The following is a 12,070-nucleotide window of genomic DNA, read 5'->3' as shown; positions in this document are numbered from 1 at the left end:
AGATCCTCCCGCGTCGCCGGTAGTGGTGCGCGCCCGGCTACTCTGCGGGCACACTCAAGGCGAGAAGCGTGAGATCGCGGACGAACAACGGAGGCGGACATGGCGTGGACGTGGCGGTTCGAAGCGGCCGACGGCAGCGAGGTGGCCCCGGCGGTGGAGCCGGAGGAGTTCCCCACGCAGGGGGACGCCGAGACCTGGATCGGCGAGGTCTGGAAGGAGCTCCTGGACGGCGGCGCGGAGCGGGTGACCCTCTTCGAGGACGGCACGGAGATCTACCCGATGAGCCTGAGCGCGGCCACGGAGGCCTGACCTCTGGCCGGGGGTGGGTGGGGGTCCTGTGCCGTGCGGTGCCGGGCCGTGCCGGTGGGCCGCTGCGCGGAGCGGGGTCCCCTCCCCGCCCTTCGCCCGTTCCCCGGGCTGCGCCCGGACCCCCCTGGGGGCTCCGCCCCCAGACCCCCGCGCCTCAAACGCCGGCGGGGCTGGATTTCGCGCAGCGAAATTCCAGCCCGCGCGGCGTTTGAGCGCAACGGGTCAAGGGGCGGAGCCCCTGGGAGCGGTGGAAGGGCGGGTGGACACGGCCCCGCGCAGCGGTGGCCCCGGCCCGCGACGGGGTCGAGCGGTGCTCGGGGAATGGCGGAGCCCCGGGGGAGTGGTCCCCCGGGGCTCCGCAATCCAGGCGGGCTATCCCCGCACTCCGCACAGGTGCAGCAGCGCCGCCACCCCCCGGTAGGGATCGGTGCGGCCGGCCCGCTCCTCGGCGGCCAGTAGCCGCTCCAGTTCGTCGTCCGGCGGCAGCTCCGCCGCCGCCTCGGTCCCGTCCGTGAAGACCCGCACCCCGTACCAGGTGTGCAGCGGCGCGCCGATCCCCGACAGCGTCGCCGTCAGGTCGGCGAGCCGGTCGGCCCGTACGTCCAGGCCCAGCCGGTTCGTGTAGTCGACGGTGTCGAAGGCGGCCAGCGCCCCCGACCAGTCCCCGGAGAGCCCCGGCCGCAGCGCGAGCGCGTCGCCGTTGCGCACCAGCAGGGACAGCAGCCCGCCCGGGGCGAGCATCCTGGCCAGCCCCGCGAGCATGGCGTCGGGTTCCGACACGTACATCAGCACTCCGTGGCACAGCACCACGTCGAAGCTGCCCGGTTCGAAGTGCGCGCCGGTCTCCCGGCCGTCACCCTCCACCAGCTCGACCCGGTCGCGGATCCCGGCCGGTTCCGCGGCCAGCGCCGCGTGGGCGACCGCCAGCATGGCGGCGTCCTGCTCCAGGCCGGTGACCCGGTGTCCCGCCCGGGCCAGGCGCAGCGCCTGGGTGCCCTGGCCCATGCCGACGTCGAGGACCCGCAGCCGCCGCCCGACCGGGAAACGGTGCGTGATCTGTTCCTCGACCTGCCGGCCAACGAGTTCCTGGCGGACGGCGTTGCGCAGTCCGCCCAGGCCCTCCAGCCACAGCCGGGCTCCCCCTGAGAAGCCCTCCCCCCGCGATGCCCCCGGTGCTCCGGGCGCCGCTCCGGTCAGGGCCGCTCTCCGCGCTTGACCTGCGGCTTGGGCAGGCGCAGGCGGCGCATCTGGAGGGTGCGCATCAGGCCGTACGCGACGGCGCCGCGGCGCGGCTCGTCCGCGAAGCGCTCGTTCAGCGCCTTGCGCAGCCGGAACCACAGGCCGACGGAGTCGAGGATGATCAGGACGATCACGCCGAGCCACAGCATCAGTGCGACGTTCTGGATCGAGGGGACCCGGATCATGCTCAGCACCAGGATGATCACGGCCAGCGGCAGGAACATCTCGGCGACCGAGAAGCGGGAGTCCACGAAGTCGCGGACGAACCGGCGCACCGGGCCCTTGTCACGGGCGGGCAGATAGCGCTCGTCGCCGTTGGCCAGCGCCTCGCGCTGCCTGGCCATCTCTTCGCGGCGGCGCTCGCGGGCTCGCTTGGCGTCCTCCTTGCGGTTGCCGGTCGAGGCCACCACGGCCTTGCGCTGCGACTGGGCCACAGCACGCTTCGGCGTCGGGCGGCCCTTCGGGGCCTGCGGGTCACGGGGCTGCGAAGGGCCGGCGCTCACCTTGTCGGTGGCGGAGGCCTTCTCTTCCTTGGAGGAGCGGCTACCAAACACAAAACCCAAGCCTACGTGGTCGGGGCCACCCGCCCCACCCCGGCGGGGAACGATCCGGCAACGGCGGGCGTCTACCCAGTGCGCACCTCCCGCGTCCCGGCGTTCGCGGGCCCGCGGGGCTCGGGGACCACCTACTCCTCACGCCTGACACGGCGGCGGGGGTACTCGTCCTCGAGGAGGAGCGCATCCGTACTCGAACAGTGCGGTAATGGAGACAGGGCCCGTACTGTGGGTCCTGTCGGTGACCTGGAACACAGTCCGTCCAGAAGGGGGCGCGCGAAGCCCATGAGCGGTGTCATGAAGCGTATGGGGATGATCTTCCGCGCGAAGGCGAACAAGGCCCTTGACCGGGCCGAGGACCCGCGCGAGACCCTCGACTACTCGTACCAGAAGCAGCTCGAGCTGCTGCAGAAGGTGCGCCGCGGCGTCGCCGACGTGGCGACCTCCCGCAAGCGCCTGGAGCTCCAGCTGAACCAGCTCCAGAGCCAGTCCGCCAAGCTGGAGGACCAGGGCCGCAAGGCCCTCGCCCTCGGCCGCGAGGACCTGGCCCGCGAGGCCCTGTCCCGCCGTGCCTCCCTCCAGCAGCAGGTCAGCGACCTGGAGGTGCAGCACCAGACCCTCCAGGGCGAGGAGGAGAAGCTGACGCTGGCCTCGCAGCGCCTCCAGGCCAAGGTGGACGCCTTCCGTACGAAGAAGGAGACCATCAAGGCCACGTACACGGCCGCCCAGGCGCAGACCCGCATCGCGGAGTCCTTCTCCGGCATCTCCGAGGAGATGAGCGACGTCGGCCTGGCCATCCAGCGGGCCGAGGACAAGACGGCCCAGCTCCAGGCCCGGGCGGGCGCGATCGACGAGCTGCTGGCCTCCGGGGCCCTGGACGACCAGAGCGGTCTCGGCTCCAAGGACGACATCCAGGCCGAGCTCGACCGCCTCTCCGGCGGCAGCGACGTCGAGCTGGAGCTCCAGCGGATGAAGGCCGAGCTGGCCGGCGGCCCGTCCGCCCAGCAGCAGGCCCTCGAGGGCGGCGCCCCGGGCACCGCCCAGCCGCAGCAGACCCAGCACCGGTTCGACAAGCAGTAGGACAGGGGCCCGACATGATTGTCCGCATCATGGGGGAAGGGCAGGTCAGGCTCGGGGACGAGCACCTGGCCGAGCTCAACAAGCTGGACGACGAGCTGCTCGCGGAGATGGAGAGCGGCGAACAGGACGCCTTCCGGCGCACGCTGGGCGCGCTGCTCGACGCCGTACGGCGGCTCGGCAGCCCGCTGCCGGACGACGCGCTGGAGCCGTCCGAGCTGATCCTGCCCGGACCGGACGCCACGCTCGACGAGGTGCGGGCGATGCTCAGGGACGACGGCCTGATCCCGGGCTGACGCGGCCCCGGGTACACCGACGGCGAAGGGCCCGCCCCCGTACGCGGGGGCGGGCCCTTCGTGCCGCCCGCCCCGCCCCCGGCGTCACTCGCCCTTCCCGGCGCCGGCCCCGTGCTTCTCCGCCGAGGCCTTCTCCGGGTCGGAGAGCCCGCTGATGAAGTTCTCGAACTTGCGCCGGGGCCGCGCCCAGCGCCGGTCGTGGTGGAAGGCCCGCAGCCCCGCCTTGGCCCGGGCGCGCGGCCGCTTCGCGTAGAAGCGCCTGGCGTACGGGGAGCCGGGCCGGGCCAGGCGCACCGCGCCGATCAGCGCCACGAAGGGGATCACCAGGCCGAATATCGCGGTGCGCGGCTTCCCCTTCCACAGGGCGATCAGGGCCAGGAAGAAGTTGGTGGCGGTGTTCATGACGACGAGCCCGCGGCTGTGCCGTTCCTCCGGTGACAGCTCGTTGACCCCGAGGGGCAGGAAGCCGCCCAGGACCAGCGCCACCAGCGCGGCCGTCAGCACCACGACCTCGACGCTCTTGCGTCCCTGTTCGCTCCAGTAGACGTCGTCCAGGTGCAGGATCAGCGCGAACTCGTCCAGCACCAGGCCCGCCCCCAGCCCGAAGAGGACCGCCGACAGGCACGCGCCGAAGCTGTGCCCGCCGCTGCCGATCGCGCCGAACCCGCCGACGATCACCAGCACCACGCCGGGGACGACGTGGTGGACGTGCAGCCCGCCCGGGGTGATGTTCTTGAAGGGGCCCCGGCCGGCCCGGATCAGCCGCGTGATCACGCGTGTGACCAGGAACGACAGCACGAAGGACACCAGGGCGAGCAGCAGCGGGAGCTTGCCCGGCTCGACGATGTTCCGTTCCCACCAGTGACCCACGACACCCGCTCCCGAAATGGCATGTATTGAGCAATTTACCGTCCACCGTAAGCGGGTAGCGTTCCCGCCGATGACAGATTCGACCGATGATCCACTGCCGCCGCCTCCCCAGGGGCGCGCCTCGCTGCCCGACGGGATCCGCTTCGCCTTCGGCACCCTGACCGTGCTGCCCGCCCGCATCACGCGCTGGGACCGTCCCGCCGCCCGCACCGGCATGGCCTGCGCCCCGCTCGCCGGTCTCGTCGTCGGACTGCTCGCCGCCGTGCCCGGAACGCTCCTGCTGCTCCTCGGCGGCGGCTCCCTGCTCGCCGCCGCCGTCACCGTCGCCGTCCCGGCGGCGCTGACCCGCGGGCTCCACCTGGACGGCCTGGCCGACACGGCCGACGGCCTGGGCAGCGCCAAGCCCGCCGAGGAGGCCCTGCGGATCATGAAGCAGTCCGACATCGGCCCCTTCGGCGTCATCTCCCTGCTGGTCGTCTTCCTGGTGCAGGCGGCCGCCCTCGCCGACGCGTACGCCGACAGCTGGATCCGGGGCGCGCTGGCCGCCGTACTCGCCGCCGTCACCGCCCGCTTGGTGATGACGCTCGCCTCCCGCGAAGGGGTCCCCGCCGCACGGCCCGAGGGGCTCGGCGCGGCGGTGGCCGGCGTGGTCCCGCGCAGCGCGGCCGCCGCCGTGGCCGCCGCCGTCGCCGGGGCGGCCGCCTTGGCCGCCCTCCCGGCGGGCCCGCTCGCCGCCGCCCAGCACGCCGCGGCGGTCCTCGCCGCCGTGGCTGCCGCCGAACTCCTGCTGCGCCGCTGCACGCACCGCTTCGGCGGGGTCACCGGGGACGTCTTCGGCGCCCTCAGCGAGGTCGGCGCGACCACGGTGCTGCTGGTCCTCGCCCTCGGCTGAACCCCGGCCGAGGGACGGGGCGGACGCCACCGCCCCGGGCCGCCCCCCCGCGGCCCCGCCTCGTCGGCCGGCGCGCGGGAGCGGCCGCCTACCCTGACCCGTATGACCGACCCCGCCGACGCCGGCCCCGCCCGCATCCGAGTCCTGCTCGCCGACGACCAGGCGCTGCTGCGCAGCGCGTTCAAGGTGCTCGTCGACTCGGAGCCCGACATGGAGGTCGTCGGTGAGGCCACCGACGGCGCCCAGGCCTACGCCCTCGCCCGCGAGCGGCGGGCCGACGTGGTCCTGATGGACATCCGGATGCCCGGCACCGACGGGCTCGCCGCCACCCGCATGATCAGCGCCGACCCGGAGCTGTCGGACGTCCGCGTCGTCATGCTCACCACCTTCGAGGTGGACGAGTACGTGGCCGCGGCCCTGCGCGCCGGAGCCTCCGGCTTCCTCGGCAAGGGCGCCGAGCCGGAGGAACTCCTCACCGCCATCCGCGTCGCCGCCGCCGGCGAGGCGCTGCTCTCCCCGGCCGCCACCAAGGGGCTCATCGCCAGCTTCCTCGCCCAGGGCGGCCGCGCCGACGCCCCCGCCCCCGGTTCGGCCCACGCCGAACGGCTCGCCGCGCTGACCGGCCGCGAGCGCGAGGTCCTCGTACAGGTCGCCGGCGGCCTCTCCAACGACGGCATCGCCGCCCGGCTCGAGGTCAGCCCGCTCACCGTGAAGACCCACGTCAACCGGGCCATGGCCAAGCTCGGGGCCCGGGACCGGGCGCAATTGGTGGTCATCGCGTACGAATCGGGACTGGTCCGGCCGCGCGCCGAATGACCGGCGGCGGGCCGCAGTAGGACGGAGTACTGCGGACGCGGTATGCCGCACACGAGGACGGCACCTGGGAGCGACGCACCGGCGCCCCGGCGTGCGAAAGGCTGGGGGCCCTCGCGAACGACACTGCAGAGAGATCCCACACCATGTCCTGGCTGTCCCGCTTCAGCCTCGCCCAGAGAGCGCTGGTCGGCCTCGTGTCGATCGTCGCGCTCGTCTTCGGGGCCATAGCCATCCCGCAGCTCAAGCAGCAGCTGCTGCCGTCCATCGAACTCCCGATGGTCTCCGTGCTCGCCCCGTACCAGGGCGCCTCGCCCGACGTGGTCGAGAAGCAGGTCGTCGAACCGATCGAGAACACCCTCAAGGGCGTCGACGGCATCACCGGCATCACCTCGACCGCCAGCGAGGGCAACGCCCTCATCCGCGCCACCTTCGACTACGGCGACGAGGGCACCAAGCAGCTCGTCGCCGACGTCCAGCAGGCCGTCAACCGGGCCCGCGTCCGGCTGCCCGCCGAGGTGGACCCGCAGGTGGTGGCCGGCTCCACCGACGACATCCCCACCGTCGTCCTCGCCGTCACCTCGGACAAGGACCAGCAGGCGCTCGCCGACCAGCTGAACCGTTCCGTCGTCCCCGTCCTGGAGGACGTCGAGGGCGTCGGCCAGGTCAGCGTGGACGGTGTGCGCGACCTCCAGGTCACCGTCACCCCCGACAACGCCAAGCTCGCCGCGGCCGGCCTGGACGGGGCCGCGCTCGCCGAAGGCCTCAAGGCGGGCGGTACGACCGTCCCCGCCGGCTCCTTCGACGAGGAGGGCAAGAACCGCACCGTCCGCGTGGGCTCCGGCTACACCTCCCTCGCCCAGCTGGAGGACCTCCGCCTGACGGCGGGCCCCGGCAAGCCCGCCGTCCGCCTCGGCGACGTGGCCGCCGTCAGGCAGGAGCCGGCCCGCGCCGACTCCCTCACCCGCACCAACGGCAAGCCCAGCCTGGCCCTGGTCCTCACCATGGACAAGGACGGCAGCGCCGTCGCCATCTCCGACGCCGTGAAGGACAAGCTCCCCGAGCTGCGTTCGGCCCTCGGCCCCGGCGCGGAGCTGACCGTCGTCAGCGACCAGGGCCCGGCCGTCGCCCGCTCCATCTCGGGCCTCACCACCGAAGGCCTGCTCGGTCTCGCCTTCGCCGTCGTCGTGATCCTGGTCTTCCTGGCCTCGATCCGCTCGACGCTGGTCACCGCGGTCTCCATCCCGCTGTCCGTGGTCCTCGCCCTGATCGTGCTGTGGACCCGCGACCTGTCCCTCAACATGCTGACGCTCGGCGCCCTCACCATCGCCATCGGCCGGGTCGTCGACGACTCGATCGTGGTCCTGGAGAACATCAAGCGCCACCTCGGCTACGGCGAGGAGCGCGAGGCCGCGATCACCACCGCGGTCAAGGAGGTGGCCGGCGCGGTCACCTCGTCCACGCTCACCACCGTCGCCGTCTTCCTGCCGATCGGCCTCGTCGGCGGCATGATCGGCGAGCTGTTCGGCTCCTTCTCGCTCACCGTCACCGCCGCCCTGCTGGCCTCGCTGCTGGTGTCCCTGACGGTCGTCCCGGTGCTGTCCTTCTGGTTCCTGCGCGCCCCCAAGGGCACCTCGCAGGACCCCGGGGAGGCGCGCCGCGCGGCCGAGGAGAAGGAGGCCAACAGCCGCCTCCAGCGCTTCTACGTACGAGTCCTGGGCTTCGCCACCCGCCGCCGCCTGACCAGCGTGGCGATCGCGGTCCTCGTCCTCGTCGTCACCTTCGGGATGACCCCGCTGCTGAAGACGAACTTCTTCGACCAGGGCGACCAGGACGTCCTGACGGTCAAGCAGCAACTGCCCGCCGGTACCTCCCTGGCCGCCTCCGACGAGGCGAGCCGCAAGGTGGAGAAGGCGCTCGCCTCCATCGAGGGCGTCAAGGACCAGCAGGTCACCGTCGGCTCCTCCGGCTTCCTCGCGGCCTTCGGCGGCGGCACCGGAACCAACCAGGCCTCTTTCCAGGTCACCCTGGACGACGCCGGCCAGTCCGACGCCGTCAAGCAGCGCATCCAGGACGCCCTCGGCAAGCTCGACGGCATCGGCGACACCTCCGTCTCGGCGGGCGGCGGCTTCGGCAGCCAGAACCTGAGCGTGGTCGTCAAGGCCGGTGACGCGGGCGTGCTCGCCAAGGCCGCCGAACAGGTCCGCGCCGAGGTGGCCACCCTCGAGGACGTCACCGACGTACAGAGCGACCTGGCCCAGTCCGTTCCCCGCATCTCGGTCACCGCCACCCCGAAGACCGCCGAGGCGGGCCTGAACCAGGCCGCCCTGGGCGCACTCGTCGCACAGGCCGTCCGCGGCAACCCGGTGGGCAAGGCCGTCCTGGACGACACCGAGCGGGACGTCGTCGTCCGCTCCGCGCAGCCGGCCACCACCCTCGCCGAACTCCAGGCCCTGCCGGTCGGCCCGGCCAGGCTCGGCGACATCGCCGAGGTGAAGGTCGTCCCCGGCCCGGTCGCCATGACCCGGATCGACGGCGCCCGCGCCGCCACCATCACCGCCAAGCCGGTCGGCGACAACACGGGCGCGGTCAGCGCCGCGCTCCAGAGCAAGCTCAAGGGCCTGGACCTGCCCGAGGGGGCCACGGCCACCATCGGCGGCGTCTCCGAGGACCAGGACGAGGCCTTCGCCTCGCTGGGCCTGGCCATGTTCGCGGCCGTCGCGATCGTGTTCATGCTGCTGGTCGCGACGTTCCGCTCGCTGGTCCAGCCGCTGATCCTGCTGGTCTCCATCCCCTTCGCCGCCACCGGCGCGCTCGGCCTGCTCATCGCCACCGACACCCCCATGGGCGTCCCGGCGATGATCGGCATGCTGATGCTCATCGGCATCGTCGTGACCAACGCGATCGTCCTCATCGACCTGGTCAACCAGTACCGGGCGCAGGGCCTCGGCGTCGTGGAGGCGGTCGTCGAGGGCGGCCGCCACCGCCTGCGGCCGATCCTGATGACGGCCCTGGCGACGATCTTCGCCCTGCTGCCGATGGCGCTGGGCGTCACCGGCGAGGGCGGCTTCATCTCACAGCCGCTCGCGGTGGTCGTCATCGGCGGCCTGGTCAGCTCCACCCTGCTGACCCTGCTCCTGGTGCCGACCCTCTACACGATGGTCGAGCTGCGCCGGGAGCGCCGCCGCGCGAAGAGGCGCGCCCGCCTGACGGTGGTCCCGCCCCGCCCGGCGCCCGACACCCCGGCCAAGGCCTGACCCTCCGCCCCGAGGCCCCCGGCAGCCACCGCCGCCGGGGGCCTCAGCCGAACCAGTGGTAGCAGCCGCCCTCCTCATGGCCCGGAACGTCCCTGCGGAACTCGTACCAGCCCTCTTGCGAGGGGTTCTTCAGGAGCGTGACGTCCGGGGGGCGCAGCACCAGGCAGAACGTCTGCTCGACCGGCGCCCGCGTGCTCGCCCGGTGCACGGACAGGGTGCCTTCGTAGGTTCCCGGCGACAGGTTCCAGTTGTTCGTCCGGAACCGGATGGAGTGCTGCTGGGGCTGGGTCTGCGTCACGGTGAAGGGCGCGGGGTCCGCGAGGAACTCGTACACGATCTCGCCCTTGCCCCCCGCACCGGGTTTGAACAACCACTTCACGGTCCGCGCCCAGTAGAAGTCGGGTGACGGAGACTTCCCGCCCGTGCGTCGCATCGTCAGCCGGAGGTCGGTCACCATCTCCACGTCCTCGGTGTCGAAGCGGGTGGAGACCGTGGGCTGGCGGAAGAGGGAGATTCCGGTGGGGTCGTACTCCAGTCGCAGGACCTTGGGCAGGGTGAGATCGATCCGCGGATCCTCCTGGAGCTGAGAGAAGTTGTAGCCCGAGAAGGCCAGGGCCACGACCGACGCGACGCTGGCGACCCAGGTGTGCCCCGTGCGCAGGCGCTGCTTCAGGAAGTCACCCATGGTCTCCAGCCTGCGCCGCACGGCGACGCGGCGCCCGCCCGCCTGGGCCGGCCGGAGGACGAAACGCCGAGGGCGCCCGGCGTGAGCCGGGCGCCCTCGGTGCGCGGGGGAGGAGCCGCTACGGGAGTGCCAGCATCCGTTCCAGGGCGAGCTTGGCGAAGCTCTCCGTCTCCTTGTCGACCTCGATCCGGTTGACGAGGTTGCCCTCGGCCAGGGACTCCAGGGTCCACACCAGGTGGGGGAGGTCGATGCGGTTCATGGTCGAGCAGAAGCAGACCGTCTTGTCGAGGAAGACGACCTCCTTGTCCTCCGCGGCGAATCGATTCGCCAGGCGGCGGACCAGGTTCAGCTCGGTGCCGATGGCCCACTTGGAGCCGGCCGGGGCCGCCTCCAGCGTCTTGATGATGTACTCCGTGGAGCCGACGTAGTCCGCGGCGGCCACGACCTCGTGCTTGCACTCGGGGTGCACCAGCACGTTCACGCCGGGGATGCGCGCGCGGACGTCGTTGACCGAGTCCACCGAGAACCGGCCGTGCACCGAGCAGTGGCCGCGCCACAGGATCATCTTGGCGTCGCGCAGCTGCTCGGCGGTCAGGCCGCCGTTCGGCTTGTGCGGGTTGTAGAGCACGCAGTCGTCCAGCGACATGCCCATGTCGCGGACGGCGGTGTTGCGGCCCAGGTGCTGGTCCGGGAGGAAGAGCACCTTCTCGCCCTGCTCGAAGGCCCACTCCAGGGCCTTCTTCGCGTTGGACGAGGTGCAGATCGTGCCGCCGTGCTTGCCGGTGAAGGCCTTGATGTCGGCGGAGGAGTTCATGTACGAGACGGGGACCGTCGTCCCGGCGATCCCGGCCTCGGTCAGCACGTCCCAGCACTCGGCGACCTGCTCGGCGGTGGCCATGTCGGCCATCGAGCAGCCGGCCGCGAGGTCGGGCAGGACGACCTTCTGGTCGTCCGACGTCAGGATGTCCGCGGACTCGGCCATGAAGTGCACGCCGCAGAAGACGATGTACTCGGCCTCCGGCTTGGCGGCGGCGTCCTTGGCGAGCTTGAAGGAGTCGCCGGTGACGTCCGCGAACTCGATGACCTCGTCACGCTGGTAGTGGTGGCCGAGGATGAAGACCTTGTCGCCGAGCTTCTCCTTGGCGGCGCGGGCGCGGTCCACCAGGTCCGGGTCGGACGGCGAGGGCAGGTCGCCGGGGCACTCCACCCCGCGCTCGCTCTTGGGGTCGGCCTCACGGCCGAGCAGCAGCAGGGCAAGGGGCGTCGGCTGGACGTCCAAAGGCTGGGCGGTGGTCACGACACGCACCCTTTCTGTTCTGCGACAAGGATTTCCGGGACTGCGGGGTGTGGCCCGCCACTTCTCGTCTATTTGACGCTATCTATCATAACTGCTTCACGTCACTTTGACGATGCCGATAGTGTCGATGTGACGCATTCGCCCCGTCCGGGACGCGCCGCTCCACCGGTCCTCGTCGCGGGGTCCACCCGCCCGCCCGGGTGTGCGAGCATGAATTGAGAAACAAGGCGCCGGACCCCGGAATGAAACCGCGGTCCCGCTGGTTGCCACCGACGGCAAGAGTCCGACGTTTCCCCAGCCATCGCCGGGGAGCCGCCCACTTCGGGAGTGAATGCAGATGTCCGTACAGGACGACAAGACCACTGTGAGCGACGGCATCCTCCTGTCCGACGCCGCCGCCGAGAAGGTCAGGACCCTGCTGGAGCAGGAAGGCCGCGATGACCTCGCGCTGCGCGTCGCCGTCCAGCCCGGCGGCTGCTCCGGCCTGCGCTACCAGCTCTTCTTCGACGAGCGCTCCCTCGACGGCGACGTCGTCAAGGACTTCGACGGTGTCAAGGTCGTCACCGACCGCATGAGCGCCCCGTACCTGGGCGGCGCCTCCATCGACTTCGTCGACACCATCGAGAAGCAGGGCTTCACGATCGACAACCCGAACGCCACCGGCTCCTGCGCCTGCGGCGACTCGTTCAGCTAAGCCGTACGGCGAAGGGCCCGGGCCCCGGGGGGGAACTGCCCGGGCGCCGGGCCCTCGGGGCGGGGGGGGGCCGCCCCCCCGACGGGC

At 72.2% G+C, this 12,070-nt stretch carries 12 protein-coding genes; 7 read left to right on the top strand and 5 right to left on the bottom strand.

Annotated elements, in window-relative coordinates; genetic code table 11:
* Positions 1 to 99: 99 nt before the first annotated feature.
* Entirely contained in the window at positions 100 to 309 is a 210-nt protein-coding gene (locus AB0D45_RS22885; protein ID WP_361599943.1) for a hypothetical protein, read from the top strand.
* Positions 310 to 681: 372 nt separating this feature from the next.
* On the opposite strand, the gene AB0D45_RS22880 is transcribed toward AB0D45_RS22885, so the two are convergent.
* Positions 682 to 1,365: a methyltransferase domain-containing protein gene (locus AB0D45_RS22880; protein ID WP_362462014.1), complete on the bottom strand. Its 684-nt coding sequence runs from the start codon at positions 1,363 to 1,365 to the stop codon at positions 682 to 684.
* Between the two features lie 137 nt (positions 1,366 to 1,502).
* Positions 1,503 to 2,102 (bottom strand): DUF3043 domain-containing protein, encoded by a 600-nt coding sequence (locus AB0D45_RS22875; RefSeq protein ID WP_361605400.1) that lies wholly within the window; start codon positions 2,100 to 2,102, stop codon positions 1,503 to 1,505.
* Between the two features lie 285 nt (positions 2,103 to 2,387).
* Here AB0D45_RS22875 and AB0D45_RS22870 point away from each other — a divergent pair, with 285 nt between their 5' ends.
* Together AB0D45_RS22870 and AB0D45_RS22865 are read left to right on the top strand one after the other, a co-directional pair.
* Positions 2,388 to 3,182, top strand: coding sequence for a PspA/IM30 family protein (locus tag AB0D45_RS22870; protein ID WP_361605397.1), 795 nt, complete (start codon positions 2,388 to 2,390; stop codon positions 3,180 to 3,182).
* 14 nt (positions 3,183 to 3,196) lie between these two features.
* Entirely contained in the window at positions 3,197 to 3,475 is a 279-nt protein-coding gene (locus AB0D45_RS22865) for a hypothetical protein (RefSeq protein ID WP_361605394.1), read from the top strand.
* An 84-nt stretch (positions 3,476 to 3,559) separates the two neighbouring features.
* Here AB0D45_RS22865 and AB0D45_RS22860 read toward each other — a convergent pair whose 3' ends face one another.
* Positions 3,560 to 4,345, bottom strand: coding sequence for a hypothetical protein (locus AB0D45_RS22860; protein WP_361605391.1), 786 nt, complete (start codon positions 4,343 to 4,345; stop codon positions 3,560 to 3,562).
* Between the two features lie 70 nt (positions 4,346 to 4,415).
* Here AB0D45_RS22860 and cobS point away from each other — a divergent pair, with 70 nt between their 5' ends.
* The 3 genes from cobS to AB0D45_RS22845 all read left to right on the top strand — a co-directional run bounded on the left by cobS (position 4,416) and on the right by AB0D45_RS22845 (position 9,307).
* Positions 4,416 to 5,237 carry an adenosylcobinamide-GDP ribazoletransferase gene (gene cobS / locus AB0D45_RS22855; protein WP_362461950.1) on the top strand — a complete coding sequence of 274 codons (822 nt, stop codon included), beginning with the start codon at positions 4,416 to 4,418 and terminating at the stop codon, positions 5,235 to 5,237.
* A gap of 102 nt (positions 5,238 to 5,339) precedes the next feature.
* Positions 5,340 to 6,053, top strand: a complete 714-nt coding sequence (locus tag AB0D45_RS22850) for a response regulator transcription factor (RefSeq protein ID WP_362461947.1) — start codon at positions 5,340 to 5,342, stop codon at positions 6,051 to 6,053.
* A 143-nt stretch (positions 6,054 to 6,196) separates the two neighbouring features.
* Complete coding sequence (locus AB0D45_RS22845) at positions 6,197 to 9,307, top strand: efflux RND transporter permease subunit (RefSeq protein ID WP_362461944.1); 3,111 nt, start codon at positions 6,197 to 6,199, stop codon at positions 9,305 to 9,307.
* 43 nt (positions 9,308 to 9,350) lie between these two features.
* On the opposite strand, the gene AB0D45_RS22840 is transcribed toward AB0D45_RS22845, so the two are convergent.
* Positions 9,351 to 9,992 carry a hypothetical protein gene (locus AB0D45_RS22840; RefSeq protein ID WP_362461941.1) on the bottom strand — a complete coding sequence of 214 codons (642 nt, stop codon included), beginning with the start codon at positions 9,990 to 9,992 and terminating at the stop codon, positions 9,351 to 9,353.
* 118 nt (positions 9,993 to 10,110) lie between these two features.
* The gene (gene nadA / locus AB0D45_RS22835; protein ID WP_361605376.1) at positions 10,111 to 11,298 is read right to left on the bottom strand and encodes a quinolinate synthase NadA; all 1,188 of its coding nucleotides are present in this window, start codon (positions 11,296 to 11,298) and stop codon (positions 10,111 to 10,113) included.
* Positions 11,299 to 11,626: 328 nt separating this feature from the next.
* Between nadA and AB0D45_RS22830 the strand changes: the two genes are divergently transcribed.
* Positions 11,627 to 11,983: an iron-sulfur cluster assembly accessory protein gene (locus tag AB0D45_RS22830; RefSeq protein ID WP_030029080.1), complete on the top strand. Its 357-nt coding sequence runs from the start codon at positions 11,627 to 11,629 to the stop codon at positions 11,981 to 11,983.
* Positions 11,984 to 12,070: the final 87 nt, after the last annotated feature.

Origin of the sequence: Streptomyces sp. NPDC048352 (assembly GCF_040651895.1) — a bacterium.
Taxonomy (GTDB): domain Bacteria; phylum Actinomycetota; class Actinomycetes; order Streptomycetales; family Streptomycetaceae; genus Streptomyces.
This window is presented reverse-complemented; position numbering and strand designations above follow the sequence as displayed.